The 25,332-nt window shown below is 67.7% G+C and carries 27 protein-coding genes; 11 read left to right on the top strand and 16 right to left on the bottom strand.

Annotated elements, in window-relative coordinates:
- The first annotated feature begins 59 nt into the window (after positions 1-59).
- From IG75_RS0120135 to IG75_RS0120115, 5 genes are all read left to right on the top strand, one after another.
- A complete protein-coding gene (locus tag IG75_RS0120135; protein WP_245713333.1) occupies positions 60-416 on the top strand; it encodes a hypothetical protein in 357 nt (118 codons plus the stop codon).
- Positions 417-474: 58 nt separating this feature from the next.
- The gene (locus IG75_RS0120130; protein WP_030522523.1) at positions 475-822 is read left to right on the top strand and encodes a hypothetical protein; all 348 of its coding nucleotides are present in this window, start codon (positions 475-477) and stop codon (positions 820-822) included.
- 138 nt (positions 823-960) lie between these two features.
- Positions 961-2,211: a hypothetical protein gene (locus IG75_RS0120125; protein WP_030522524.1), complete on the top strand. Its 1,251-nt coding sequence runs from the start codon at positions 961-963 to the stop codon at positions 2,209-2,211.
- A 186-nt stretch (positions 2,212-2,397) separates the two neighbouring features.
- A complete protein-coding gene (locus IG75_RS0120120; protein WP_030522525.1) occupies positions 2,398-2,595 on the top strand; it encodes a type II toxin-antitoxin system VapB family antitoxin in 198 nt (65 codons plus the stop codon).
- 91 nt (positions 2,596-2,686) lie between these two features.
- Positions 2,687-3,370: a JAB domain-containing protein gene (locus IG75_RS0120115; RefSeq protein WP_030522526.1), complete on the top strand. Its 684-nt coding sequence runs from the start codon at positions 2,687-2,689 to the stop codon at positions 3,368-3,370.
- Positions 3,371-3,484: 114 nt separating this feature from the next.
- Here IG75_RS0120115 and IG75_RS0120110 read toward each other — a convergent pair whose 3' ends face one another.
- The 8 genes from IG75_RS0120110 to IG75_RS0120075 form a co-directional block, all read right to left on the bottom strand.
- Positions 3,485-4,393, bottom strand: coding sequence for a metal ABC transporter permease (locus IG75_RS0120110; protein WP_030522527.1), 909 nt, complete (start codon positions 4,391-4,393; stop codon positions 3,485-3,487).
- Positions 4,394-4,398: 5 nt separating this feature from the next.
- Positions 4,399-5,133 (bottom strand): metal ABC transporter ATP-binding protein, encoded by a 735-nt coding sequence (locus IG75_RS0120105; RefSeq protein WP_030522528.1) that lies wholly within the window; start codon positions 5,131-5,133, stop codon positions 4,399-4,401.
- Positions 5,130-6,047 (bottom strand): metal ABC transporter substrate-binding protein, encoded by a 918-nt coding sequence (locus tag IG75_RS0120100; protein ID WP_030522529.1) that lies wholly within the window; start codon positions 6,045-6,047, stop codon positions 5,130-5,132. The genes IG75_RS0120105 and IG75_RS0120100 overlap by 4 nt, the downstream gene beginning before the upstream one ends.
- A 142-nt stretch (positions 6,048-6,189) precedes the next feature.
- Entirely contained in the window at positions 6,190-6,963 is a 774-nt protein-coding gene (locus IG75_RS0120095; RefSeq protein ID WP_030522530.1) for a succinate dehydrogenase iron-sulfur subunit, read from the bottom strand.
- Entirely contained in the window at positions 6,963-8,762 is a 1,800-nt protein-coding gene (gene sdhA / locus IG75_RS0120090; protein WP_051714741.1) for a succinate dehydrogenase flavoprotein subunit, read from the bottom strand. Before sdhA ends, IG75_RS0120095 begins: the two co-directional genes overlap by 1 nt.
- 16 nt (positions 8,763-8,778) lie before the next feature.
- Positions 8,779-9,210 carry a succinate dehydrogenase hydrophobic membrane anchor subunit gene (locus IG75_RS0120085; RefSeq protein ID WP_030522532.1) on the bottom strand — a complete coding sequence of 144 codons (432 nt, stop codon included), beginning with the start codon at positions 9,208-9,210 and terminating at the stop codon, positions 8,779-8,781.
- Positions 9,211-9,213: 3 nt separating this feature from the next.
- The gene (gene sdhC / locus IG75_RS0120080; protein ID WP_081876974.1) at positions 9,214-9,612 is read right to left on the bottom strand and encodes a succinate dehydrogenase, cytochrome b556 subunit; all 399 of its coding nucleotides are present in this window, start codon (positions 9,610-9,612) and stop codon (positions 9,214-9,216) included.
- Between the two features lie 652 nt (positions 9,613-10,264).
- Entirely contained in the window at positions 10,265-10,525 is a 261-nt protein-coding gene (locus tag IG75_RS0120075; RefSeq protein ID WP_030522534.1) for a GreA/GreB family elongation factor, read from the bottom strand.
- 179 nt (positions 10,526-10,704) lie between these two features.
- Between IG75_RS0120075 and IG75_RS0120070 the strand changes: the two genes are divergently transcribed.
- From IG75_RS0120070 to IG75_RS0120050, 5 genes are all read left to right on the top strand, one after another.
- A complete protein-coding gene (locus IG75_RS0120070; protein ID WP_030522535.1) occupies positions 10,705-11,100 on the top strand; it encodes a cytidine deaminase in 396 nt (131 codons plus the stop codon).
- Positions 11,101-11,164: 64 nt separating this feature from the next.
- Complete coding sequence (locus tag IG75_RS0120065) at positions 11,165-12,166, top strand: LLM class flavin-dependent oxidoreductase (RefSeq protein ID WP_030522536.1); 1,002 nt, start codon at positions 11,165-11,167, stop codon at positions 12,164-12,166.
- Between the two features lie 223 nt (positions 12,167-12,389).
- Positions 12,390-13,811 (top strand): thymidine phosphorylase, encoded by a 1,422-nt coding sequence (locus IG75_RS0120060; protein ID WP_081876975.1) that lies wholly within the window; start codon positions 12,390-12,392, stop codon positions 13,809-13,811.
- Positions 13,812-13,884: 73 nt separating this feature from the next.
- Positions 13,885-14,982: an adenosine deaminase gene (locus IG75_RS0120055; RefSeq protein WP_030522538.1), complete on the top strand. Its 1,098-nt coding sequence runs from the start codon at positions 13,885-13,887 to the stop codon at positions 14,980-14,982.
- A 223-nt stretch (positions 14,983-15,205) separates the two neighbouring features.
- Positions 15,206-16,507 (top strand): D-alanyl-D-alanine carboxypeptidase family protein, encoded by a 1,302-nt coding sequence (locus IG75_RS0120050; RefSeq protein ID WP_036514487.1) that lies wholly within the window; start codon positions 15,206-15,208, stop codon positions 16,505-16,507.
- Positions 16,508-16,567: 60 nt separating this feature from the next.
- On the opposite strand, the gene IG75_RS0120045 is transcribed toward IG75_RS0120050, so the two are convergent.
- The 5 genes from IG75_RS0120045 to IG75_RS0120025 all read right to left on the bottom strand — a co-directional run bounded on the left by IG75_RS0120045 (position 16,568) and on the right by IG75_RS0120025 (position 22,638).
- Positions 16,568-17,836, bottom strand: a complete 1,269-nt coding sequence (locus IG75_RS0120045) for an ATP-grasp domain-containing protein (RefSeq protein ID WP_030522540.1) — start codon at positions 17,834-17,836, stop codon at positions 16,568-16,570.
- Positions 17,826-19,067, bottom strand: a complete 1,242-nt coding sequence (locus IG75_RS0120040; protein WP_030522541.1) for an MFS transporter — start codon at positions 19,065-19,067, stop codon at positions 17,826-17,828. Before IG75_RS0120040 ends, IG75_RS0120045 begins: the two co-directional genes overlap by 11 nt.
- Before the next feature lie 428 nt (positions 19,068-19,495).
- Positions 19,496-20,524 carry an inner membrane protein YhjD gene (gene yhjD, locus IG75_RS0120035; RefSeq protein WP_030522542.1) on the bottom strand — a complete coding sequence of 343 codons (1,029 nt, stop codon included), beginning with the start codon at positions 20,522-20,524 and terminating at the stop codon, positions 19,496-19,498.
- Positions 20,525-20,567: 43 nt separating this feature from the next.
- Positions 20,568-21,602 (bottom strand): tryptophan--tRNA ligase, encoded by a 1,035-nt coding sequence (gene trpS, locus IG75_RS0120030; protein ID WP_030522543.1) that lies wholly within the window; start codon positions 21,600-21,602, stop codon positions 20,568-20,570.
- A gap of 82 nt (positions 21,603-21,684) precedes the next feature.
- Positions 21,685-22,638, bottom strand: a complete 954-nt coding sequence (locus IG75_RS0120025; protein WP_051714740.1) for an oxygenase MpaB family protein — start codon at positions 22,636-22,638, stop codon at positions 21,685-21,687.
- Positions 22,639-22,848: 210 nt separating this feature from the next.
- On the opposite strand from IG75_RS0120025, the gene IG75_RS0120020 reads away from it, so the two are divergent.
- A complete protein-coding gene (locus tag IG75_RS0120020) occupies positions 22,849-23,484 on the top strand; it encodes a TetR/AcrR family transcriptional regulator (RefSeq protein WP_030522545.1) in 636 nt (211 codons plus the stop codon).
- A 19-nt stretch (positions 23,485-23,503) separates the two neighbouring features.
- On the opposite strand, the gene IG75_RS0120015 is transcribed toward IG75_RS0120020, so the two are convergent.
- From IG75_RS0120015 to IG75_RS0120005, 3 genes are read right to left on the bottom strand one after another with little or no spacing between them, the layout of a single operon-like run.
- Positions 23,504-23,983 (bottom strand): barstar family protein, encoded by a 480-nt coding sequence (locus IG75_RS0120015; RefSeq protein ID WP_030522546.1) that lies wholly within the window; start codon positions 23,981-23,983, stop codon positions 23,504-23,506.
- Complete coding sequence (locus IG75_RS0120010) at positions 23,983-24,477, bottom strand: guanyl-specific ribonuclease (RefSeq protein ID WP_030522547.1); 495 nt, start codon at positions 24,475-24,477, stop codon at positions 23,983-23,985. The genes IG75_RS0120015 and IG75_RS0120010 overlap by 1 nt, the downstream gene beginning before the upstream one ends.
- A 10-nt stretch (positions 24,478-24,487) precedes the next feature.
- The gene (locus tag IG75_RS0120005; RefSeq protein ID WP_030522548.1) at positions 24,488-25,270 is read right to left on the bottom strand and encodes an exodeoxyribonuclease III; all 783 of its coding nucleotides are present in this window, start codon (positions 25,268-25,270) and stop codon (positions 24,488-24,490) included.
- Positions 25,271-25,332: the final 62 nt, after the last annotated feature.

The raw sequence follows: 25,332 nt of genomic DNA, 5'->3' as shown, positions 1-25,332 counted from the left end.
TGTCGTGAGTCAGGGAATCCCGCCCTCTCAGGGCCGGGAGGAGGTCAAGAGTGGACAGAATGATGAGTGGTGAGCAGCAGCTTCCCGAGGTACCGAATGTCACGATGGCGGTCAGCCGCAACCGGGCCGGCACGCTGTCGGTGCGCGCCACCGACCAGGGTATGCCGGTGGAGATCAAATTCGAGCGCAGTGAATACCGTTACGGCGCACAGGCTCTCGCCGACGAGATCCTGCGGCTGACCCGTCGCTCCACCATCGCGGCCAAGGCCAAGCGGCGGGAACTGCTGGCGGAGAACGGCATGCCGAACGACATCCTGGACCAGCTCGGTCTGCCCACCCGGCAGCAGGCGGTCGATGAACTGGACCGGATGGACGACGCCGATACCGGCCCGACGAGCTGGATGAGGCCGGTATGAGCGGCCCGCACGCGCGACACCACCACAGCGGATTCCCGCTCCGACCCAGGAGAGATGTATGAGCGCGGAAATGGATGCCCTGGTCGCCGACGCCACGCGGAAACTGGAAGCGCTGGAAGCGGCGCTGTACGGACTCAAACAGGTCCGCGGCCGGTTCGGTACCGAGGACGGAATGGTCACCGCCGAGGTCGACAGCGAAGGCGCCCTGGTGAGTTTGCAGCTCACCGAGGCGGTGACCGCGTTACCACCCGCCGAAGCCGCTCAGCTCGTCATCTGGGCCTGCCGGCAGGCCGCCGAGGATGCCGGCGGTCGGCGTTCGGAGGTCGTTGCCGCACTGAACGAGTCGTTCGCTCCGGCGCCTTCGGGAGTGGTCGACCCGACCGGAACCGCACCGGACGGCGCCTGATCGGGCAGCTCGCCCCGCACACCTGCCCGACGCCGCGCGGTTGTGCGCCGACCGCGGCGCGGGATACTCCGACTCCGCGGCAACTATGCGTGGACCAGGGGTGGGCTCCGCTCGGCCGGACCTATTAGGCTTCCGCGTATGGCTTCTGGAGACATCGTCCCGATCGAGCTCGGTCTGACCGACGGCGATCTTGTCACCCTGTGGGCACCGCGCTGGCGTGACGGTGACGACGAGTGGGAGGCGTTCCTAGGACATGAGGACGCCCTCTACGGCTTCGAGTCCGTGGCCGAACTGGCGGCCTTCATCCGGACCGACTCCGACAACGACCTGATCGATCATCCGGCGTGGAAGGTGGTCGCGGGCCTCTCGGCCGCCGAACTCGAGCCCGGCGACAACTACTCCTTCGATCTGGTCGGTGTGCCGGAACTGGCCGCCGGTGACCCGGATGTGGACACCGTCGCCGAGTTGGAGGACACCTTGGCCATGGTGCGCAATATCGGCGAGGTCTGTGAGCTCGAAACGGTCACCAAATTCTTCGGTTCGCACCCGTCGCTGGGCGCCCTGGCCGGCGGCACCCATATGTTCGCGGGCCGCGACGGCGAGGAACTGTGGGATCAGATCGGTGCCGCGGTGGCCAAGAGCTGGGACGACGTGCTCGACGCCATCGATTCGGTGGTGCGGGTACCCGAGGTCGACGCCGAGGCGGTCGCCCTGGCCGAGGCCGAACTGCTGGCCGCCGAGGAGAACGAGGTCGACGCCGACGACGCGGCCGATACCGACGACGACAGCGATTTCGAACCGGTCGACCTGGACGAAGAGGACGACGAAGACGACGCCGAGCTCACGTTCTGGGAAGAAGTCGGGATCGACCCCGTCAAGATCGTGACGGCCGATACCGAATACTTCACCCTGCGGTGCTATCTCGACGACGAGCCGATCTTCCTCGGCGCCAAGAAGGCCATCTCGGTGTTCCCCAGTGAACGTGCACTTGCCCGGTATCTCGCCGACGACCACGAACACGATCTGGCGCGGATCAGTACCTTCGCCGAAGTACAGACCGCCGCCATCGACGGATCGCTCGAGGTGGAGGTCACCGAGGAGAACGTCTACGTGCTCCCCGGCCTGGCCGATGACCTGGCCGAAGGACCGGAAGCGGTCGATACCGAGCAGCTCGACCTGGTCTTGGAGTTGTTCTCCGATGCCGCCGACTACGCCGACGACGACGCGGTGGAACAGGCGCTGGCCAAATCGACGCCTCTCGGCTGGTATGTGTCCTACCTGCTGCACCCGGACCCGACCCGGATGGCGCCCAACCCGCCATTCGACGCCGAGGCAAGTGCCTGGCGCGAACTCGAACGCAATTTCGAATCGCGCCTGTCTCCGAGCTGACCCGTCCCGCGTCGGCCCGGGCCCAGGTCTCGATGTGGACACACGGCGTGACATTCGGTCGATAAACCGGCAGCGACTGGGCAAACTGACTGGCCAGCGGCATTGTCGTTGCGCAGCCGCTGCCCGGTTCGTCTCGGGCGGCGGTGACTTGCCGCCGCACCAGGGCGGATGTACTAAGGAGGACGCATGCCGACAGTGCGGATCGAGCTCGATCAGGATCTGCTGGCGGCCGCCGGGGCCATCATGGGCACGGCGTCGAACAAGGCGACCATTCACGAGGCACTGCGCCGGATCGTGGTGCACGAGCGACAGCTACGGCATTTCGAGCGGCTGGCGGCGTCGGCGCTGAGCCGGCCCCCGCAGCCCGCGGTGGTCGACGGCTGATCCGGCCGGGTATCCGCCCCGGGCCCGGCCGAACCCTCCGGAACTGTCGGTACCCGCTGGCATGATGACCACGGAATCTAGAGGGGGAATCATGCCGGTACCGATCACCGATCTGCCCAGGGCACAGCGGCCGCGGGAACGCCTGTGCGCACTCGGCCCGCAGGCGTTGAACGACGGTGAACTACTCGCCCTGCTGCTCGGTCAGGGCCGCCGCGGCGAGAGCGCGGTCGAACTCGCTCTCGCCCTGCTGACCGATTTCGGCGGAGTCGGTGGACTGGCCTCGGCACGGCCCGAGGAACTGCTGCGCCGGCCCGGCGTGGGAGTGGCCAAGGCCACGGCCATCGCCGCCGCGTTCCAGCTCGCCGCCCGGGCCCGCAGCGGCACGCAGGCCCCGGTGCCCTTGCTGCGCGCCGAGGATGTGGCCCGGGAGGCCGCCCCGCTGTTCGCCGGGGCCCGGGTGGAGCGGCTGCTGGTGCTGATCTGCGATGCGCGCAACCGGCCACGGCAGCGGGTCTTCGTCGCCGAGGGCGCCATCGACGAGGTCGCGGTTCCGGTGCGCGAGATCCTGAACACGGTCCTGCGGCACGACGGTCGCGCCTTCGCGCTGGCGCACAATCACCCCTCGGGTGACCCGACTCCCAGCCCGGACGATCGCCGGGCCAGCACACTGCTCGCCGCGGCGGCACAAACGGTCGGCCTGCGATTCCTGGACCATGTGGTGATCGCGGGCGACTGCTGGCGGCGGGCCGCCCCGTTCGAGGATGCCTTCCCGTGAAGCCACCCACGCGGGCCGCGCACCGTCGGCTCGGTAGCGGTGAGCTGCGGCCCTCGGTCGCCGCACCCCAGCGGGCCTCCGTTCGTGAACGTTTTCCCTGCCGCCCCGGGGCCGTCAGGTGGGCGGTTCGACGGCCACGGCCGCCGTCGGCTCTCCGGACACCTCACGTGCCCGGCGGCGGCCGGCCGCCAGCCGGGAACCGATCAGTCCCTGCCGGGGCGCGAACAGGTAGACCGCGGTGAAGACGACGCCCTGGGCCAGCACGATGGTGGCTCCGGGTGCGGTGTCAGCGTAATAGCTCACGTACAGGCCGGTGACCGCGCAGATCGCCGAGAGCGCCGGGGCGATCACCAGCATCCGCCCGAACCGGTCGGTGAGCAGGTAGGCGGTAGCACCGGGGATGATCAGCATGGCCACCACCAGGATCACACCGACCGCCTGCAGGGCCACCACCGAGGTCAGCGCGAGCAGGCCGAGCAGAGCCGCGCCCAGCAGGCGCGGGTTCAGTCCGAGCGCGTAGGCGTGGGTCGGATCGAACGCGTAGAGCGTGAAATCGCGGCGTTTGAGCACGAGGGCGACGAAGACCAGGGCGGCCAGCCCGGCGATCTGGATCAGTTCCTCCTGGCTCACGCCCAGCAGATTGCCGAAGATGATGTGGTTGAGGTCGGTATTGCTGGGGGTCACCGAGACGAGTACCAGGCCGAAGGCGAACAGCGTGGTGAACACGATGCCGATGGCGGCATCCTCCTTCACTCGACTGGTGTCCCGGACCAGGCCGATCAACCCGACCGCCAGGAACCCGAAGATCACCGCCCCGACGGCGAACGGCACCCCCGCGATATAGGCCAGTACCACGCCCGGCAGCACCGCGTGCGAGACCGCGTCCCCCATCAGCGACCAGCCCACCAGAACCAGCCAGCAGGACAGCAGTCCGCAGACGATGGCCGCGACGAGGCTGGCGGTCAGCGCGCGCACCATGAACGCGTAGCGCATCGGCTCGAGCAGGAATTCGATGAGGTCCATCGTGCTCACCGCTGTCCGATGACGTCGAGGCCGAAGGCGAGGGCGAGGTTCTCCGGCCGCAGTGCCTGTTCGGGGTCGCCGTGGACGAGCACCCGTCGCATCAGCAGTACGGCTTCGTCGGCCAGGCCGGGCAGGGCGTGCAGATCGTGGGTGGAGATCAGTACGGTTGCCCCGTCGGCCGCGAGTTCGCGTAGCAGTCCGGTGATCGTGGCCTCGGACCGTTTGTCCACCCCGGCGAACGGTTCGTCCAAGAGCAGGATCCGGGCGCCCTGTGCGATACCGCGGGCCACGAAGGCGCGTTTGCGCTGGCCACCGGAGAGCCGGCCGATCTGGCGGTCGGCCAGATCGGTCAGTTCGACCCGTTCCAGCGCCTCGTCCACGGCTGCCCGGTCGGCCCGGCTCGCGCGCCGGGTGAACCCCATCCGGCCGTACCGGCCGGTGGTCACCACATCGCGCACCGACAGCGGGAACGACCAGTCCACGGCCTCGTTCTGCGGGACATAACCGAGGAGCCCGGCCCGCCGGGCCGCGACCGGGGCGGCTCCGCCGATCCGGACGGTGCCGCGGTCGGGGGTGATCATTCCCATGAGGGTTTTGAACAGGGTCGATTTCCCGGACCCGTTCATCCCGATGAGCGCGCAGACGCGGCCGGCGTCCAGCGTCAGCCGGACCTGGTCGAGTGCCTGAACCTCGCCGTAGTAGACGGTGACGCCGTCGACGTCGATCGCGGGGACTGTCATGGCCTGCTCCCGGTGAGTGCTGCGGCTATGGTTTCGGCGTCGTGCCGGATGAGGTCGAGATAGGTCGGTACCGGGCCGTCGGCCGCCGACAGCGAATCCACATAGAGCACCCCACCGAATTTCGCCCCGGTGGCCTCGACGACCCGGCGCATCGGGGCGTCGGAGACGGTGGATTCGCAGAACACCGCCGGGACCTCGTGGTCACGCACATATTCGATGACCCGGGTGATCTGCTGCGGGGTGGCCTGCTGCTCGGCGTTGACCGGCCAGAGGTAGTACTCCGACAGGCCCGCGTCACGGGCCAGGTAGGAGAAGGCGCCCTCGCAGGTCACCAAGGCGCGCTGGCGGCGGGGCAGGCCGGCGAGGTCGGCGACGAGTTCGTCGTGGACCTGTTGCAGTCGCTGTTTGTAGGCCGCACCGTTGCTGTGGAAATCCGCCGCGTGCTCGGGCACGAGCCGGGAGAAGGCCGCGACGATGTTGTCCACATAGGTGCGCACGTTCAGTGGCGACATCCAGGCGTGCGGATTGGGTTTCCCGGCGTAGGCGTCGGAGGTGATCGGAACCGAGGCGACCCCGTCGCTCACGGTGCTGTGCTCGGCGTCCAGGTCGGCGACGAACTGTCCGAACCAGGCCTCCAGGTTCATGCCGTTGTCCAGGATCAGATCCGCTTTGGCAGCGCGTTTGATATCACCCGGGGTGGGCTCGTAGCCGTGGATCTCGGCACCGGGCTTGGTGAGCGACTGCACCTCGAGGTGGCCGCCCGCGATGTTCGACGCGATATCGGCCAGCACGGTGAAAGAGGTGACGACGACCGGTTCGCCGGTACGCGGCAGATGGAACGTATCGCAGGCGGTGAGCACGACGGTCAGACCGCAGGCCGCAAGCACGGCGGCGATCCGGGGAAACACCTGCATACCGAACCACCCGCCTTCCAGTCAGAATGGTAAGTTCGGGTACCCGAATTATCAAGTTCGTGTGACGAAATACAGATGACCGGTAATGCAAAACCGCCCCCGCGCGGGGCACGGGAGCGGTTCTGTCGGCAGCAGCCGGGGGTCAGCGAGCGAACAGCAACGCCCGCTTGACCTCCTGGATGGCCTTGGTGACCTCGATACCACGCGGGCAGGCATCCGTGCAGTTGAAGGTGGTGCGGCAGCGCCACACACCGTCGACCTCGTTGAGGATGTCCAGGCGCTCCCGGGCGGCCTCGTCGCGGCTGTCGAAGATGAAGCGGTGCGCGTTCACGATCGCGGCCGGGCCGAAGTAGCTGCCGTCGTGCCAGTACACCGGGCAAGACGTGGTGCAGCAGGCACACAGGATGCACTTGGTGGTGTCGTCGAACCGGGCGCGGTCGGCCTGGCTCTGGATCCGCTCGTAGGTCGGCTCGTTGCCGGAGGTGATGAGGTAGGGCTTCACCGCCCGGAACGCGTCGAAGAACGGCTCCATATCCACGACCAGGTCCTTCTCGACCGGGAGACCGCGGATGGGCTCGACGGTGATGGTCACCGGCTTACCGCTCTTCGGCAGCATGTCCTTCATCAGAACCTTGCAGGCCAGCCGGTTCACGCCGTTGATCCGCATGGCGTCGGACCCGCACACCCCGTGCGCGCAGGAGCGCCGGAAGGTGAGGGTGCCGTCCAGGTAGGACTTGATGTAGATGAGGATGTTCAGGAACCGGTCCGTCGACAGGGCCGGCACCTGGAACGACTCCCAGCGCTGTCCCTGTCCGTCCTCCGGGTTGAACCGCGCCACCTTGACGGTGATCATGGTCGAACCCTCGGGGACCGGTGCCGGGTTCGCGGCCGTCGGATTCTCGGCTACAGCGGTCATCAGTACTTACGCTCCATCGGCTCGTAACGGGTCTGCACCACCGGCTTGAAGTCGAGGCGGATATCGGAGAGGAGATCCGCACCCTCCTTGTAGGCCATCGTGTGCCGCATGAAGTTCACGTCGTCGCGGTCCGGGTAGTCCTCGCGCGCGTGCCCGCCACGCGACTCCTTGCGGTTGAGCGCCCCGACCACCGTGACTTCGGCAAGCTCCAGCAGGAAGCCGAGTTCGACGGCCTCGAGCAGATCGCTGTTGTAGCGTTTGCCCTTGTCCTGCACCGTGATCCGGGCGTAGCGCTCCTTGAGCGCGTGGATATCGGTGAGGGCCTGCTTGAGGGTGTCCTCGGTGCGGAACACCGACGCGTTGTTGTCCATCGACCGCTGCAGTTCGGTGCGGATATCGGCGACCCGCTCGTTGCCGTGGTCGGACAGGATGAGGGCCAGCCAGTCCTGCACCATCCGCGCCGGGCTCTCCGGCATCTCGACGAATTCGGCGCGGTGGGCATATTCCGCGGCGGCGATACCGGCGCGGCGGCCGAACACGTTGATATCGAGCAGCGAGTTGGTGCCGAGCCGGTTGGCGCCGTGCACCGAGACGCAGGCGCATTCACCGGCGGCGTACAGGCCGGGCACGATATCGGTGTTGTTCCGGAGCACCTCGCCCTGGATGCGGGTGGGGATGCCGCCCATCACGTAGTGACAGGTCGGGAACACCGGCACCAGTTCCTTCACCGGATCCACACCGAGGTAGGTGCGGGCGAACTCGGTGATATCGGGCAGCTTCTCCTCGAGCACATCCTCGCCGAGGTGGGTCACATCGATGTAGACGTAATCCTTGTTCGGTCCGGCGCCACGGCCCTCGAGCACCTCGAGCACCATGGAGCGGGCGACGATATCGCGCGGCGCGAGGTCCTTGATGGTGGGCGCGTAGCGCTCCATGAACCGCTCGCCGTCGGCATTGCGCAGGATGCCGCCCTCACCGCGAACCGCCTCGGAGATGAGGATGCCCAGGCCTGCCAGGCCCGTGGGATGGAACTGGTGGAATTCCATGTCCTCGAGCGGCAGCCCCTTGCGGAACACGATCGCCATACCGTCACCGGTCAGCGTGTGCGCGTTGGAGGTGGTCTTGTACATGCGGCCCGAACCGCCGGTGGCGAAGACGATCGACTTCGCGTGGAAGACGTGCAGTTCACCGGTGGCCAGCTCGTAGGCGACCACACCGGTGGCGACCTGACCGCGATCGGTATCGGTCAGCACCAGGTCCAGCACGTAGAACTCGTTGTAGAACTCGACATCGTGCTTGACGCAGTTCTGGTACAGCGTCTGCAGGATCATGTGACCGGTCCGGTCGGCGGCGTAGCAGGCACGGCGGACCGGCGCTTTGCCGTGGTCACGGGTGTGCCCGCCGAAGCGGCGCTGGTCGATCTTGCCCTCGGGCGTGCGGTTGAACGGCAGACCCATCTTCTCCAGGTCCAGCACCGCGTCGATGGCCTCCTTGGCCATGATCTCCGCCGCGTCCTGGTCGACCAGATAGTCGCCACCCTTGACCGTGTCGAAGGTGTGCCACTCCCAGTTGTCCTCTTCGACGTTGGCCAGGGCCGCGCACATACCGCCCTGGGCCGCGCCGGTGTGGCTGCGGGTGGGGTACAGCTTGGTCAGCACCGCGGTCCGCGCCCGCGGGCCGGCCTCGATGGCCGCCCGCATGCCCGCGCCACCGGCACCGACGATCACGACGTCGTAGCGGTGCTCCTGAACAGGTCGAGACTCAACAGTTTCGCTGGTTCGTTCGCTGCTCTCACTCATGCGAGGGGGCCCGTTCCTAACTGATATTGGGGTCGAAGGTGAAGATGACGTAGGTGCCCACGCCCATGATCAGGATCATCGACAGCACCAGCAGCGTGTTCAGCCAGAACCGGGTCGAATCCTTGCGCGAGTAGTCGGCGATCACGGTGCGCACACCGTTACCGCCGTGCAGCTGCGCCAGCCACAGCATGGCCAGATCCCAGATCTGCCAGAACGGGCTGGACCACCGGCCGGCCACAAAGGCGAAGTTCAGCCGTTTCACGCCGCCGTCGAGCAGCAGCATGATCGCCATATGGCCGAAGACCAGCACGATGAGCGCGAGACCGGAGAAGCGCATGAACAGCCACGCGTACTTCTCGAAGTTCCCGCTGGCGTGCGAACGCGGCGAGCGGGGCAGGTCCAGGCTCGCCGGACGGTCGTAGGACTTGCCGAGAACGGGTGCAGACATGGCTCAGTGCTCCGTCAACAGTAGGTAGAACATGCGGCCGATCGAGGGCACCAGGAGCACGACCAGGAGCCCGATAATGCCCCAGAGCATCTGCTTCTGGTAGCGCGGCCCCTGGGACCAGAAGTCCACCAGGATCACCCGCACACCGTTGAGCGCGTGGAACAGCACACAGAAGACGAGTGCCATCTCCATGAGCGCGACGATCGGCGTCTTGTAGATCTCGATCGCTTCGTCGTACATCTGCGGGCTGACCCGTACGAGCGCGGTGTCCAGGACGTGCACGAAAAGGAAGAAGAAAACCGTGACACCGGTGATCCGGTGCAGGGCCCAGGACCACATTCCGGGGTCGCCTCGGTACAGCGTTTTGCGCTTCGGCTGAGCCGGAGCTTCTATCGTGGCCATAGAGTTTCGGTGCCTCCAACATCGTTGATGGACCCGGTCGCAGATCCCGGCACCGGTGTGGCGGGCCGGAAATTCGGTGGCGTACCAACCCGCGGCCGACAGGGACCGACTCCGGGGCCGCTGTCGATAGGGCTCGCCGCCGCCGAACCTGAACCGATCTGTTCTGGACTCTAATCCTCTGACAATCGGGGAACTAATTCGGCGTGCCGCGCGTTGCGCCCAGATCACACAGGTTAGGTTTACCTTTGTAGGGCGGCGAAGGGGTTCCGCGGCGGGTTCGTCGCGCCCTCGATCGCCCACTTACAGAACCCTCCGGCGACATCGGATTGTTCCGCAAAACCTTGGTGTGCAGCGGATTTCACATCCGGTCCGCAGCGCACGCGCGCACCACGCGTTTTTCGTTGCGCACGCCGGCCCACAATGCCGATCTCGCCATTGCGCACAGCGGCAATGTGCAAAATGTCTCAGTACGGGAGACGAAGTTACTCAAGAGTAGCGGACAGATCCCGCGGCGTCGAAAGACTTTCCTGGATACCCCCGGAATTGCGCACGGACCGCACGCCGGCCCGGCCCGGCGCCCGGATCGAGCGAAGGAGCCGGGCCCACCGGCCGCCGCCCACCCGGAGCGGGCCGCCGGTGGAACCACGCCGGATCAGTCGCCCTCGTGGATCGAATCGACCCGTAGCCGCACGGCCTCGTAGTTGAAGACGGTTTCGACGACATCGCCCGGCACCCGACCCAGCAGGGCCTGACTCGCCGGCGCGCTCTGCGGGTACTTGCCGACAGCGGGATCGGCCTCGTGATCGGGCACGATCTGGTACTCCATCCGTACCTCGACCTTGTCGAAGGCGTCGAGCCTGGACAGCAGCAACTTCGAATACACCATGACGATGAGGAACTTCGGAAGCGTCATTCGCACCTTCCTGGTGAGGGGCCCCGGACCGAGTGGCCGGGCAATCTACATATCTCCGAGCGGAACGACGTGTTTCACATCCGCTCGGAACAGATCGTGCGCGCAGGCGCGCGGCGGACACGGTGATGCGGCAGGCTGGGCGGGGACCCGGTGGGTCGCCCACGGACGCGGGAGCAGCTATGGATATCGACTGGAATCTTCTTCGCACCAGCGCGCACACCGCCATGCGACGCGCCTATGCCCCCTATTCTCGATTTCCGGTCGGCGCGGCCGGCTGGGACGGCAGCACGGTCTCGGTCGGTTGCAATGTCGAGAACGTGTCCTACGGGCTGGGTCTCTGCGCCGAATGCGTGCTGGCCGGCAACAATGTCACCGCGGGCGGCGGCCGGCTGCTCGCCGTCTCGGTCTGCGATTCCCGCGGCGCGATCCTGCTGCCCTGCGGCCGCTGCCGCCAGGTGCTCTACGAGTTCGGCGGGACGGAACTGCTCATCGACCACCCCGACGGCCCGGTACCCCTGGGCCGGCTGCTGGCGGACGCCTTCGGTCCCGACGACCTCGCCGCCGGCCGGACCTGACCCTTTCTCCGCCCGGCCCCCGACGGCGTGGAATCCCGGCGGCACCGAACGGGTTGGTCCGGGTATGACAGTTCCGCTCTCCGTGCTCGACCTGGCCGCCGTCGCCGCCGACGGATCACATCGGCAGGCGCTCGCCGACACCCTGACCGTCGCCCGCGAGGCCGAGCGACTCGGGTACCGCCGGTTCTGGGTGGCCGAGCACCACGGCATGCCGGGTATCGCGAGTTCGGCGCCGCCGGTGCTGATCGCCGGGGTGGCCGCGGCAACCGAACGGATCCGGGTGGGTTCCGGCGGGGTGATGCTGCCCAACCATTCCTCGCTGGTGGTCGCCGAACAGTTCGGCACCCTGGTCGCGCTCTACGGTGACCGCATCGACCTGGGGCTGGGCCGGGCCGCCGGGACCGATCCGCTCATCTCGGCCACCATCCGGCGCGGCGCGGCGGCCGAGGCGGTGGAGGATTTCCCGAAACAGGTGGTGGAACTGCTCGCCTACTTCGGGACGATTCCGCCGCTGCGCGGCGGGCAGGGCGACCGTATCCAGGCGGTGCCCGGTAAGGGCGACACCCCCGAGATGTGGCTGCTCGGTTCCAGCGATTTCAGTGCCCGGCTGGCCGCGATGATGGGTCTGCCGTTCGCGTTCGCCCATCACTTCGCCGGTGGACGCAACACCCCGCTGGTGTTCGAGCTGTACCGCAGCGAGTTCCGCCCCTCCGAGGTGCTCAGCGAACCGCATTCGATGCTGGCCGTGGCGACCGTGGTCGCCGACTCCGCCGCGGAGGCCCGCCGGCGCACCCTGCCCCAGAGCCTGGTCCAGCTGCGGATGCGCACCGGTCAGTTGCCGCAGCGGATACCGACCCTGGCCGAGGCGGAGGAGTACCCCTGGTCGGACGCGGAGAACGCCTTCGTCGACGACCGCAATGCCGACCAGGCGATCGGCACCCGCGAGCAGGTCCTCGACCGGCTCGACACGCTGGTGAAGGACACCGGCGCGGACGAGATCATCGTGACCCCCACCGGGCCCACGGTGCAGCACCGCCTCGAGACCCTGCGGGCGCTCCAGGAGTAGGTTCCGGTCACCTCGGACGGCCTGCCCGCCGGCGGGCCGCCACCCCGGCTCGGCATGGTAAGGCCGGCTGGCCGCGCGGCCTGGCTCGGCGCACCCCCGAGTTCGCCGCAGCGCACGCCCCGTCACCCCGGCCGGCCGGTCTCGGAGGTCGACACACCATGTCGCAGGAGGTCACCGTCGTGCGGCCCCGGCACGACCGCCGCGGCGCTGCCAGACTGGTGGCGTGACGGCACACGACGCGGTATCGATCATCGGGGCCAAACGCGACGGCGGCGAGCTGTCGGACGCGCAGATCGATTGGGCCATAGCCGCGTTCACCCGCGGCGAGATGGCCGACGAGCAGATGGCCGCGCTGGCCATGGCGATCGTGCTGCGCGGGATGAACCGGCGCGAGACCGCACGCTGGACCGAGGCGATGCTGCGGTCGGGGCGGCGGCTGGACTTCACCGATCTCCCGCGGCCGACGGTCGACAAACATTCCACCGGCGGCGTGGGTGACAAGATCACCCTGCCGCTGGCTCCGCTCGTCGCCGCCTGTGGCGCGGCGGTACCGCAGCTGTCCGGCCGCGGATTGGGATACACCGGCGGCACGCTGGACAAACTGGAATCGATTCCGGGTTGGCGGGCCGATATCGACCCGGACCGGATGCGCGAGATCCTCACCGACCCGGCCGCGGGCTGCGTGGTCTGTGCGGCCGGTGCCGATCTGGCGCCCGCCGACAAACGCCTCTACGCACTGCGCGATACCACCGGCACGGTCGAATCCATCCCGTTGATCGCCAGTTCCATCATGAGCAAGAAGATCGCCGAGGGCACCGCCGCCCTGGTACTGGATGTGAAGGTCGGATCCGGCGCGTTCATGCGCACTCGCGAGGAGGCCCATGCGCTGGCCACCGCCATGGTCGAACTGGGCGCCGACGCGGGTGTGCGGACCGTCGCCCTGCTCACCGCGATGGACACCCCGCTGGGCCGCACCGCGGGCAACGCGCTCGAGGTCGCCGAGGCCGTCGAGGTGCTCGCGGGCGGCGGACCGGCCGATATCGTGGAGCTGACGCTGGCCCTGGCGCGCGAGATGGTCACGCTGGCGGGTCTGGACACCGATCCCGCCGACGCGCTCGCCGACGGCCGCGCCATGGACCGCTGGACGGCCATGATCCGCGCCCAGGGTGGTGACCCCGATGCCCCGCTACCGACGGCCGCACACACCGAAACGCTGCCCGCCCCCGCGTCGGGAACCCTGACCCACCTCGATGCGCGCGGGGTCGGTATCGCCGCCTGGCGCCTGGGCGCCGGCCGCGCCCGGCAGGGCGACCCGGTCCAGGCCGCCGCGGGCGTGCAGTGGCATGCGGGCCCCGGCGATCGGGTCACCGCCGGACAACCGCTGCTCACCCTGCACACCGACACCCCGGAGGCATTCCCCCGCGCGTTCGAGGCCCTGGCCGAGGCGATCACCGTCGAGACCGGATCCACCGACCGGCCCGCCCCCGGCCCGCTCGTCCTCGACCGGGTCGCCGGCGACGCGCACCACCCCGGACAGCATTGGTCGCCGCACCGGCATTCCGGTCACCCGCCCGCCCGGTCCGGCCTGGGTACCGCGCACAATCGTCCGCATCCGGCCGCTGACCACGAAGGGAATTCGAGGTGAGCGTCCGCCGAAGAGGTGGAACCTTTCCGACCGTCCGGCTGACCGCCGCGAGATTCGGCGATACCGTCGGCATATGACCGGACCTCTGCCGCTGGATCTCGCCACACTGCGCCGGGCACCGAAGGCGCTGCTGCACGATCATCTCGACGGCGGCCTGCGGCCCGCCACCGTGCTCGAACTGGCCGCGGACTGCGGATACGACCGGCTCCCCGCCGCGGATGCCGAAGCCCTGGCGCGCTGGTTCCGGGACGCGGCCGACAGCGGCTCGCTGGAGCGCTATCTGGAGACCTTCACCCATACCGTCGCGGTGATGCAGACCCCGCAGGGATTGCACCGGGTGGCCCGCGAATGCGCCGAGGATCTGGCCGCGGACGGGGTCGTCTACGCCGAGGTGCGATTCGCGCCCGAACAACACCTCGACAAGGACCTCACCCTCGACGAGGTCGTCGAACACGTTCTGGCCGGGTTCGCCGCGGGGGAGGCGGCCGCCGCCGCGGCCGGACAGCCCATCGTGGTGCGCTGTCTGCTGACCGCCATGCGGCACGCGGCACGGTCCCGGGAGATCGCGGAACTGGCGGTCCGCTTCCGCGACCGCGGGGTGTGCGGATTCGATATCGCGGGCGCGGAGGCCGGATACCCGCCCACCCGGCATCTGGATGCCTTCGAGTACATGCGGGTCAACAACGCGCATTTCACCATCCACGCCGGTGAGGCCTTCGGCCTGCCGTCCATTCACGAGGCGCTGGCCTTCTGTGGCTGCGACCGGCTCGGGCACGGCGTCCGGATCGTCGACGATATCGAGGTGCCGGGCGCGGTCGAAGAGGCCCGGCTCGGGCGGCTGGCGGCGTATGTGCGCGACACCCGGGTGCCGCTCGAACTGTGTCCCTCGTCGAACGTGCAGACCGGCGCGGTGCCCTCGCTGGACAAACACCCGTTCGACCTACTGGCACGGCTGCGCTTCCGGGTCACGGTGAACACCGACAACCGCCTGATGAGCGATACCAGCATGAGCCGGGAGATGCTCAAACTGCACCAGACCTTCGGCTACGGCTGGAGCGATCTGGAACGGTTCACCATCAATGCGATGAAATCGGCGTTCATCCCGTTCCCGGAGCGGCTGCGGATCATCGACGACATCATCAAACCGGGATACGCGGTACTGCTGGGCTGAACCGGCGAATACCGGTCTGTCCGGAAACCGGCGGTGGAAGCCCGTGCCGCACGTCTCGCGCGCCGGAATACCGGGTGTGCCTTCATCTTCGCTCCGGCCGTGCGCGGACTGTGGACGGGCCACGCCCGGCAGTGCCCTTTAGGCGTACCTCCGCCTTCGCTCCGGCCGTGCGCGGACTGTGGACGGGCCATGCCCGGCGGTGCCCTCTAGGCTCGGCGTCGATATGTACAACAGGTTGCTACACCAGCGCACCGCCCGGCTCCTCGGTTCGGTGCTCTCCGCCGCGGTTCTCGCGGCCGGACCGTTCACCGTCTGCGGGAGCGCGGCAGCGCAGCCCGCGCCACCCACAACCACTCCGTTCACCACCCCGGTCACCGATACGTGCCCGCAGAAGACACAACCGCCGCCGGCGATCGACGCCTCCGAGGTCCCGGAACCCGGTGAATCGGCGCCGACGCCGCTGTCGGTCCCCGATTCCCCGATCGGCGGCAAACGGCTCGGCGAATGCGGCGTAGTCCTGCCCACCGGTGCGCCGGCATTGCCCGCGGATATCTCCGCGACCGCCTGGATGGTCTCCGACCTGGACACCGGCGCCGTCCTGGCCACCAAGGACCCGCACGGCCGGTACCGCCCGGCCAGCACCATCAAGGTGCTGCTGTCGATCGTCGCGCTACGCACCCTGGACCTGGACAAGGTCGTCCTGGGCACCCAGGCCGACGCCGATGTCGAGGGCACCAGGGTCGGGATCGGTCCGGGCGGCCGCTACAGCAACCGGCAATTGCTGCACGCCCTGGTGATGGCATCGGGTAACGATGCCGCCCACGCGCTGGCCGCTCAACTGGGCGGCGACGACGTGGCGGTGGTGAAGATGAACGACCTCGCGAAATCGCTGCACGCCTACGACACCCGCGCGGCCACTCCCTCCGGTCTGGACGGGCCCGGCATGAGCACCTCGGCCTACGACCTGTCGCTGCTGTTCCGGGAGGCCATGTCGATCCCGCTGTTCGCGGAGATGATCAACACCGAACAGTTCGACTTCCCCGGCTACCCGCCCGATCCGCGTATCCCCGGCGACCAGGACCATCCCGGCTTCCCGATCGCGAACGACAACGGACTGCTCTACAACTATCCCGGGGCACTGGGCGGAAAGACCGGTTACACCGACGACGCCCGCCAGACCTTCGTCGCCGCCGCCGAGCGCGACGGCCGCAGACTGGCGGTGACCCTGCTCCAGGCCGATGTGCTGCCGATCCGCCCGTGGGAGCAGGCGGCCCGGTTGCTCGACTACGGTTTCGCGCTCGTCCCGGGCGCGCAGGTCGGCGATATCCCCGGTGACGACGACGAATCGGTGGTCGCCGCACCGGGGCTCGCGGTGCCGCCGGCGGAGGACTCGGTGGCGTATTCGGCGCAGGGCCCGGGCGGCGGTGACTTCGACGAACTGTGGATGCTGCTCATGGTCGGGGGTCTGATACTGGTGCCGATTCTGCTCCTCGGCACCTGGCACGTACGCACCCGTCAGCGTTGACCCGAGTCTCCCACCGATAGCGCCGGCCGGGGGTCCTCACCGCCCCCGGCCGGCCTGAGTTCAATCCGTGGTGAAGAAGTCGCCGGCCCGCTTGCGCACTTCGGTGCACCGGAAATCCAGTTCGTCGGCACTGTCCGCGACCACGAACACCAGGCCGAGCGCCACCGAATCCATCATGGATTTGGTCGCCGGATAGGTCTTCCCCGGCTCGGCCGCCATCCGGACCTCCTGCACACCGGGCAGGTCCGCCAGTTCCGCCTCGGCGCCGCCCAGATACCGGGCCTCCCGCTCGACACTGAGCAGCACCAGCGCACCGTGCCGGGACAGTACATAGCCGCCGCCACGTTCGGCCGGCGCGCGCATGCCGAAGAGTTCGGCGATGTATTCGCTCTCGCGATGGATCTGCGAGGTACCGGTCAGCACATGGGTGTGCTGCGGGTGACCGATGCCGTGGGCGCGCGCCCCGAAATCGATCAGCCGGTGCCCCAGCGGACCGGACATGATCTCCATATGCGCGGGCCCGATCCGCATACCCAGGGCATCGAGCACCCGCCGTGCGTACTCGGCCAGCTCCCGCACGATCGGGTCGTCGTGGTCGAGCCACCGGCCCTTCTCGTAGATGAAATCACCGGACTCCGAGACCCATTTGTCATACACCGTGACGCAGACGAGTTCGTGTCCGGCCGGGGTGGAGAAGGTGTCCACGGCGTATTCCACCCGGGGGCCCGGATACATCTCCTGGATGAGAGCGGCCGAGGCACCGCCGAACAGTCCGGCGTTGTCGGTAATCGCGGTGACCGCTTCGGTCAGCTGGCCAGGGGTCTCGACCAGCCGGACGCCGACAGAGGCCGCGCCCCGGGCCGGTTTCACCACCAGCTTGCGGCCCGCGCGTAGCTCGGCCACCGCTTCGGCCGGTACGGCGGTGTGACCCGCGGGGACGGCCCGGGTGGTCAGTGTCGGCACCCCGGCGGCGGCCAGTGCCTCGAACATGTACTGCTTGTCCCATCTTCGCTGCGGCAGCACCGTCTCACCGCCCGGACAACCCGGAATATCGGCGCGTAGCCGCTCGGCCAATTCGACACCGGGTTCGGACCCGGCGATGACATAGGCGACCGACCGCTCCGTGCACATACGCAGCAGCGCCTCATACGAATTACCGAGATCGGCGGCGAAATCCAGGGCCCCCGGAGTGGGGACGGTACGGAATTCCGATACCAGCGCATGATCGGTATCCAGGAGGATGGGTTCGATCCCGTACCGCTGGAGCACGCGGGGATACAGCTTCCCCGAGCTCACGGGATCCACGATCAATACCGAATTATCCGACATGAACCGAACTCCTGTCCTTGGACATTCCTGCAACTACCGCCACCGCACCCGCGGCGAACGAGATCTGGATGACGAGCGTCCAGTACAGCGCGCTGTCGTGCAGCACCCCGAAGGCGCCGAGGCCCGGGCCCACCGCGAAACCGAAGGACTGGGCGGCCGACAGGTATCCCTGGTATCTGGGGTTCTCCGAAGGTGTCGAGATATTGGCTATCGAAGCGCTCGCCTGCGGGATGAATATGGCCTCGCCCAGGGAGAAGAGCACGAATCCGACAATGCACACGGTCCAGCTCGAGCCGGCGCCGCAGACGGCGAGCCCGAGCCCGGTGACGAAGATCCCCAGCCCCAGCGCGTAGTTCCACTTCAGCCTGGCCGTCAACGTACTGATCGGCAGCTCGAAGAAGATGATGAAGAGTGAATTGATGACGAGCAGCACGCTGTAGAGCTGACCACCGTCGGAAATCTTCCCGACCGACAGGGGAATTCCACTCATACTCTGCGCGTAGACCGCCATGGCCGCGCCGAATACCACGACCACCGCCCACAGCCGCGATACGCGGGACGGGTCGTACGATACCGCCGTGGCGGAATCGGAGACGAGATCGGGCGCGGGTGCGTTTCGTTCCCGGGCCGCCGCCAGTGCCTCGGCACCCCGGAGTCTGGCGCGCTCGGAGAACAGGAACGCGGCAGTACCCGCCGAACCGAGCGCGGACAGAAAGAACAGCATCGAGAAGTTGTGCTCGCCCACCGCGGAAACCATGATCGGAGCCACCGTGACACCGCTGCTGAGGAAAATGCGGTGGAAAGCGACCACCGTGACGGTATTTCCCTCGTAGGCCGATCCCGTCACCAGCGCCGCCGCCGGCCCCGAGAACGATTGCGTCAACGCCACACTCAGCGAGGCCAACACAATGGCCGGTACCGGATCATTCGTCGACATACCGAGCATGTACAGCAGCGGAACATTGAGCAAGGACCCGGCGATGAGCACATCGGTGGATCCGAAACGGGCGGCGAACCAGCCGCCGGCGACCGAGCCGAGTACACCGGCGAAACCCCCCGCGAACAATGCGAGGGTCAGCGCCGAGGGACTCAACCCCATCGATTTGTAGAACACCGTGGAGAACAGCGCCAGAAAGCCGACCGACCTGCTCAGAAAGGTGGTGATCGAAATGATCCATACTTCCGCGGGAAACGTCGGTGGTTTCCGCTTGCCTGCTAACGCGACGGCCAACGGGTACTCCGCCTCGAATCCGCCGGGCGCACCACCTCTGGTGCGGGATGCCGGGTCGACGCCTCGGAATCCACCGGGTCCTCCTCTACTCGGCAGCATGCCAAATGCTCTGCGCCCCGGTAAATTTCCGAGTATCGAGCTGCCTCGAATCGGACCATAAGACAAGGGCCGCCCCGGAACATCCGTCACGCGAGCCGAAATATCCGCATTCCGGTGCGTAGGCACTTATCCCCGGATATACGTACGTACCTTCCCCGGGCGATTATGACCGCGTGATCCCGCGCAAAAGAGGCGGTTCTGCGTCGGCGTATTCGCATAGGTCGCCCACCGGCCGCCCGCCGTTCGGGCCCGGGCCGCCGAGGTGAAATACGGCCGAACAGCTGGTGCTCCGCCGACTCACGCGCGCCACACGCGTCCGGGCGCGCCGCTCAGTCGCGCCGGCGGCGACGCAACCGGGTTATTCCCAATGTGGCGAGCGCGCCCGCGCCGAACAGCGCGGCACCGCCGGCGAACCCCGGCCGGCCGCTGTCCATTCGCGGCCGGATCAGCGCCGGCGCGGGGACCGGCACCGAGGCCAGTTGCTCGTTCTCGCGCGCGGTCGCCGCCCAGGCCGTGGCGAACAGAATGATCCGATAGACCACATAACTGAACACCATGATGCCGATAATCGAGCCGAAGGCGGCACCGGCCGGGCTGTTCAACACCGACCGCATATAGATCCCGGCGATGTTCTTGAAGATCTCGAAGCCCACCGCCGCCAGCGCCGCCGCCTTCAATGCACTGCGCAGGGTGACCGGCTCCCGCGGCAGCCGGGCGATGATCCAGGCGAACAGCGCCCACGAGGACACCATGGCGAGCACCGTGGACAGCAGCCACAGCAGCCAGCGCACCCCGGGCATCTCGTCGAGCCCCACCAGTTCGAGCAGTTGCACGCCGAGCCGGCTCGACGCCACCGCCGACAACCCGAGCGACACCACCAGGGCGAGGAAGAGACCCAGCAGCGCACCCAGGTCCGACAGTTTGGTGCGCAGCCAGTTGTCCTCGTCCGAGGGCTGCTCCCACTGTTCGGTGAGCGCCTTGCGCAGGTTCGCCATCCAGCCGAGACCGGAGTACAACCCGGTGAGCAGACCCAGCACACCCACCGTCCCGCGCGAGTTCACCGCCTGGTCGATCAGATCGTTGAGCTGATCCCCCATCTCGCCCGGGATGTTCTCGACGACCTTCTCCTGCAGTTCGCCCAGCAGGTCGGCGTTGCCCGCGAGCACGAAGCCCGCGATGGCGAAGGCGATCATGAGCAGCGGGAACAGGGACAGCACAGTGAAATACGTGATGCCCGCCGCGTAGTAGTCGCCGCGCTGACTCTGATATCTACCGGCCGCGCGCACCAGATGGTCGAGCCACGGCCGCTGTCCGATCATGCGCTGGACTGCGGCCTTGCCGTTGTCGATCACCTGCACTGTTCGCGCCCCTCATCGCCACACGCACGGCCGCGGACCGATATCAGTGGGTCAGGAACCCGACCCGGTCGTAAACCTGTGCGAGAGTGTTGCCGGCGATCTCGCGCGCACGCTCGGCTCCCGTGGCGAGTATGCGATCGAGTTCACCCTGATCCGCCATGTACTCTTCCACTTTCGCACGAAGCGGCGTGACGAATTCGACCAGTGCGTCGGCGACGTCGACTTTCAGATCGCCGTACCCGCGGCCGGCGTAATCCTTCTCCAGCGTCACGATCGGCGTCTCGGTCAGCGCCGACAGGATCACCAGCAGATTGCTGACACCCGGCTTGTGCTCGACGTCGTAGCGGATTTCGCGCTCGGTATCGGTGACCGCCGAGCGCACCTTCTTCGCCGTCACCTTGGGATCGTCGAGGAGATTGATCAGACCCGCGTCCGTACTCGCGGACTTGCTCATCTTCGCGGTTGGATCCTGCAGGTCGTAGATCTTCGCGGTGCCCTTGACGATATGGGCCTCCGGGACCACGAAGGTCTTCTTGAACCGGGTGTTGAACCGCTGGGCGAGGTTGCGGGTGAGCTCGAGATGCTGACGCTGATCCTCCCCCACCGGCACCTGGTGGGCCCGGTAGAGCAGGATATCGGCCGCCATCAGCACCGGATAGGTGAACAGGCCGACGGTGGTGTTCTCCGACCCCTGTTTCACCGACTTGTCCTTGAACTGGGTCATCCGGCTCGCCTCGCCGAAGCCGGTGAGGCAATTCAGCACCCAGGTCAGTTCGGCGTGCTCGGGCACCTGCGATTGCACGAACAGGGTCGAGCGCTGGGGGTCGATACCCAGCGCCAGCAGCTGCGCCGCGGCGACCCGGGTGCGGCGGCGCAGTTCTTTGGGATCCTGCGCCACCGTGATCGCGTGCATATTCGGGATGAAGTACAGCGTGTCGTATTCGTCCTGCATATTGACCCAGTACTGCAGGGCACCGAGATAGTTCCCGAGGTGGAACGAGGCACTGGTCGGCTGGATACCGGAAAGCACCCGCTGTTTACGTTCCCCGGCGGCCGGGGTCTGCGCAGGACTGGACATGCCCATGATTTTGGCATGTGGCTCAAGCCGAATTTCGCTCCGCCCGCTGTATCCATCGGGCACTGGCGAGGGCCCTACGTGGTTACGCTGCGCTACCGCCTCCGGGCCTGACTCGCCCGTGCGGACGCGGATCGATCCCGGGCATACTGCGCTTCCCCTCTCGGGCCAGCCGCTGCTCCTGCTTCGTGATCAGCCGGTACACCGGTGCGCTCGGCCCGTTGAGCGCGGTTTTCACCGGCCGCGGTACCAGCACCGAAGGCACGCTGTGCGCATTGCGCACCGACTGCGCCAGCCCGCGGTAGGCGATCTCGTCGGTACGTTTCCACTCGATCCCGTACATTTCGCGGATCCGCCCCGGCAGGCTGCCCTGGACCAGCAGGTAGTACGCCGAGCTCACCTGCCGGCCCGGCGCACGCTGCGGGTAGGGCACCGTGTGCCCGGACAGATAGTTGCCCACCTTGCGGGCCTCGTCGGTGAGGAACAGCTCGTCGGAGGCCAGGTAGCTGTCGAAGTACGCCCGGAACGCCCGGTAATCCGCCGGCGCCGCCTCCCGCGGCATGCCGAACAGCTCACCCCAGCGCACATAGTCCTGGTACAGGTCCTCGCGTTCGGTATCGCTGAGCCGCCGGACCAGCAGGTCGTACATGACCTCGGCCGATTCGAAGGTGAACGCCATGGTCATGAAGCTCAGATGCGGGTCGTAGGCGGAGTAGGCCGACCCCGCCGGGTGGTGCGCCCCCGCGTCCTCGGGTAGCCGGCCCCGCACCTTCGCGTGCTTCTTCCCGGTGAACTCCAGCGCCCGGTCGGCGTCCTCCCGGCTGCCGAAGAAGACGGCTTCGAAGAGTTTCCCGGTGAGTGCGAGCCGGGTGTAGGGGGTGTCGCGATGCTCGGTCGATTCGGCGGTCCCCACATAGAGCAGGGGGTTCACCGCGCCGATCACCAGCGCCCGCAGCCCGTAGGTGAGGCCTACAGCGCGTTTCCGCATCACCCGCCTGATCATCGAGTCGTCGGAAAAGTATCCGGTGTCCACGGCCATCTCAGCCTCCTGGTCCGCTCCACGTCGAGCACTGCGCACCCGCATCTGGCAATAGCATCCACCAGTTCGAGCATTTCTGGCAAGAGGTGTTCCCAAATTGCGGCGGTTTCCGTGGCGGTGAGGAGGCGGCGCCGGCGGGGGGTTGCGGTGAGCCGATTGCACCGCACGACCGGCACCTGCTCACCCGGCGCGGACCAATAAACTCGGGCTATGGCAGCGCAGCGCACCTATGGCGGTTTGTCCGCGGAGGAACGGCAGGCCCAACGACGGTCCGCGCTCCTGGACGCGGCGCTGGAGATCATCGGAACCCAGGGACTGGACAAGCTCACCGTGTCCGGGATGTGCTCGGCGGCGGGGCTCAACGAGCGCTACTACTACGAGAGTTTCAGCAGCCGGGACGATGTGCTCACCGCGCTGGTCGACGGTATCGCCGAGGAACTGGTGATCGCGATCGCGGCGGCCCTGCAGACCGCCGGTGACGATTCGCGGGCCAAGGCGCACGCGGCCATCACCGCCGGTATCCATCTGCTCACCGACGATCCCCGCAAAACCGAGGTCACCATGGTCGCCGCGATGGCGACCCCGCAGTTACGGGCGCGCACCACCGAGACGATCCGGGTTTTCGCCCGGCTGGTGGCCAGTGAGGGGATCGAGTTCTACGGGGTCACCGACCCGGCGCCGGACCCGGTGATCGATTTCCGGGCCACCTATCTGGTGGGCGGGCTGGTCCAGACGCTGACCGGCTGGGTGCGCGGTGATCTGCCGATCGGCCGGGACGAGCTGATCGATTACACCACCGACGTCTTCGTCCTGCTCGGTGAGGATTTCGCGCACCGCGGCAACTGAACCTGCCGCCGCGAGGCAATCAGACGCGGACTGGAACCGCGGTCAGCCCCTCCGGCGCCCCCTGCAGCACGACCCGGAACGCCACCTCTCGCGAGGTCCAGAATTCCGCGCATTCGGCGAGCACCGAATCGAACCACTCCCGCTCCCCAGGTGCGTCCGCGAGCAACTGCTCGGCCTCTCGGACGGCCACCACATAGCCGGTGGCGTCCCCGAGCAGGTCCTCGAGGTTGAACAGGCATTCGTCGAACGCGTCCTTGTTCGGCCGGAAGTAGTACGGGAACTGCAGCGCCGCCGCGAATTCGTCGAACAACGCCGCCACCGTGCGCATCCGGCTGCCGCGGACTTCGCGCACCCGGTAGCCGGCGGGCGCGCCGTAGCGCACCCGGCTGAACTCGGCGGCGTCCACGGTCGCCACTCCCACGGCCGGCGGTGCGGCGCCGGCCGACGATTCGTGGTGCGCAAGGGTGAGGAAATCGGCCAGCAGCACGGATTCGGCCATCAGCGCATCCTGGTGAAGGTGTCGTAGTGGTCACCGGTGTACCAGGCCGAGCCGTCGCTGCCGGTGACGATGCGTTCGGCATCGCGGGACTGCCCCGGTTTCTTCGGGTTCACATCCCACTCCTGGTATTCGATCCCCTTGCCCACGGAGTCCGCGACGGGCAGCCGGCCCTCCCGGTTTCCGAAGGGGACACCGCCTTTGGTGCCCGGCGCGTTCGCCGAATCGGGCCAGCGTCCGGCATCGATCTCCGTGAGTGTGGTGTAGGCACGGTCGGGGACCCCGGCCACCTTCGACACCACCGGGGCATCGGACGCCGTGGTCCGGCCCGGTGCGGGCTTCGGCGCGACCGATGTGGCGGCCGCCGCCGTCTCCGACCGTGCCGCCGCGGCGGTGGAACCGCTGTCGTCCCCGCCCTGACTGCTGAGCAGAGCGACCACGACGGCCACCAGCACCGCGCCCACCGCCGACAGGACCTTCACAACTTTCGCACGCACGACTACCCCTTCATCGATACTGGACTGTCACCGGAGCATGGTCCGACCAGCGTTCCGCGTAGGTCGCGGCACGTTCGACCACCGCCTGCTTCGCCCGTTCGGCGGCCTGCGGTGTCGCCAGCTGGTAATCGATCCGCCAGCCGGTGTCGTTGTCGAACGCGCGCCCACGATACGACCACCAGCTGAACGGACCGTCGCCCTCCGGGTGAAGTTCCCGGACGACATCGACGTATCCGGCCGCCAATTGCCGATCCAGCCAGGCCCGTTCGGCGGGCAGGAAACCGGATTTCTTCAGGTTTCCCTTCCAGTTCTTCAGGTCTCGTTCGGTGTGCGCGATATTCCAATCGCCCGCGATGACGAAAGCATCGGTGCGGGTGGACATCCGGGCGGCGAGTTCGTCGAGGAACCGGTACTTCTCGTCCTGCCGGGGCGTATCCGCCTCTCCGGTATGGACGTACACGCTCGCGACGGTCACCTCGTCGAACTCGACCTCGAGGTAGCGGCCGGTGGTGACGAACTCGCTGTCCGGTTCGATCCCGATCCGCACCGATCGCATCGGACGCCGCGCCAGCACCCCCACCCCCGCCCGCCCTTTGGCACCGGGTTCGGCGTGGGCCAGCGACCACCCGTCGTCCAGTGCGGGCGCGAGCGCGGCGGCCACCTGGGCATCGTCGGCACGCGTTTCCTGCAGGCAGACGATATCGGCCTCGGTTCGGGCCAGCCAGGCGAGCAGCCCCTTGCCCGCGGCCGCCCGGACCCCGTTGACATTGACAGTGGAAAGGATGTACGGCACCGATCGACCGTACAATGACTAGTCACCGCTACTTGCCAGGAAGGGGTGACGACATCGATGTC

The sequence above is a fragment of the Nocardia rhamnosiphila NBRC 108938 genome (assembly GCF_000720425.1).
Taxonomy (GTDB): Bacteria; Actinomycetota; Actinomycetes; order Mycobacteriales; family Mycobacteriaceae; genus Nocardia; species Nocardia rhamnosiphila.
Note: the sequence above shows the minus strand (reverse complement) of the source record. Positions and strands in the feature narration are given on the sequence as shown.

Excerpts from the sequence above, each read along its gene's own strand:
- IG75_RS0120135 (WP_245713333.1), top strand. The coding sequence starts at position 60 with ATGATGAGTGGTGAGCAGCAGCTTCCCGAGGTACCGAATGTCACGATG.
- IG75_RS0120130 (WP_030522523.1), top strand. The coding sequence starts at position 475 with ATGAGCGCGGAAATGGATGCCCTGGTCGCCGACGCCACGCGGAAACTG.
- IG75_RS0120125 (WP_030522524.1), top strand. The coding sequence starts at position 961 with ATGGCTTCTGGAGACATCGTCCCGATCGAGCTCGGTCTGACCGACGGC.
- IG75_RS0120120 (WP_030522525.1), top strand. The coding sequence starts at position 2,398 with ATGCCGACAGTGCGGATCGAGCTCGATCAGGATCTGCTGGCGGCCGCC.
- IG75_RS0120115 (WP_030522526.1), top strand. The coding sequence starts at position 2,687 with ATGCCGGTACCGATCACCGATCTGCCCAGGGCACAGCGGCCGCGGGAA.
- IG75_RS0120110 (WP_030522527.1), bottom strand. The coding sequence starts at position 4,393 with ATGGACCTCATCGAATTCCTGCTCGAGCCGATGCGCTACGCGTTCATG.
- IG75_RS0120105 (WP_030522528.1), bottom strand. The coding sequence starts at position 5,133 with ATGACAGTCCCCGCGATCGACGTCGACGGCGTCACCGTCTACTACGGC.
- IG75_RS0120100 (WP_030522529.1), bottom strand. The coding sequence starts at position 6,047 with ATGCAGGTGTTTCCCCGGATCGCCGCCGTGCTTGCGGCCTGCGGTCTG.
- IG75_RS0120095 (WP_030522530.1), bottom strand. The coding sequence starts at position 6,963 with ATGACCGCTGTAGCCGAGAATCCGACGGCCGCGAACCCGGCACCGGTC.
- sdhA (WP_051714741.1), bottom strand. The coding sequence starts at position 8,762 with ATGAGTGAGAGCAGCGAACGAACCAGCGAAACTGTTGAGTCTCGACCT.
- IG75_RS0120085 (WP_030522532.1), bottom strand. The coding sequence starts at position 9,210 with ATGTCTGCACCCGTTCTCGGCAAGTCCTACGACCGTCCGGCGAGCCTG.
- sdhC (WP_081876974.1), bottom strand. The coding sequence starts at position 9,612 with ATGGCCACGATAGAAGCTCCGGCTCAGCCGAAGCGCAAAACGCTGTAC.
- IG75_RS0120075 (WP_030522534.1), bottom strand. The coding sequence starts at position 10,525 with ATGACGCTTCCGAAGTTCCTCATCGTCATGGTGTATTCGAAGTTGCTG.
- IG75_RS0120070 (WP_030522535.1), top strand. The coding sequence starts at position 10,705 with ATGGATATCGACTGGAATCTTCTTCGCACCAGCGCGCACACCGCCATG.
- IG75_RS0120065 (WP_030522536.1), top strand. The coding sequence starts at position 11,165 with ATGACAGTTCCGCTCTCCGTGCTCGACCTGGCCGCCGTCGCCGCCGAC.
- IG75_RS0120055 (WP_030522538.1), top strand. The coding sequence starts at position 13,885 with ATGACCGGACCTCTGCCGCTGGATCTCGCCACACTGCGCCGGGCACCG.
- IG75_RS0120050 (WP_036514487.1), top strand. The coding sequence starts at position 15,206 with ATGTACAACAGGTTGCTACACCAGCGCACCGCCCGGCTCCTCGGTTCG.
- IG75_RS0120045 (WP_030522540.1), bottom strand. The coding sequence starts at position 17,836 with ATGTCGGATAATTCGGTATTGATCGTGGATCCCGTGAGCTCGGGGAAG.
- trpS (WP_030522543.1), bottom strand. The coding sequence starts at position 21,602 with ATGTCCAGTCCTGCGCAGACCCCGGCCGCCGGGGAACGTAAACAGCGG.
- IG75_RS0120025 (WP_051714740.1), bottom strand. The coding sequence starts at position 22,638 with ATGGCCGTGGACACCGGATACTTTTCCGACGACTCGATGATCAGGCGG.
- IG75_RS0120020 (WP_030522545.1), top strand. The coding sequence starts at position 22,849 with ATGGCAGCGCAGCGCACCTATGGCGGTTTGTCCGCGGAGGAACGGCAG.
- IG75_RS0120015 (WP_030522546.1), bottom strand. The coding sequence starts at position 23,983 with ATGGCCGAATCCGTGCTGCTGGCCGATTTCCTCACCCTTGCGCACCAC.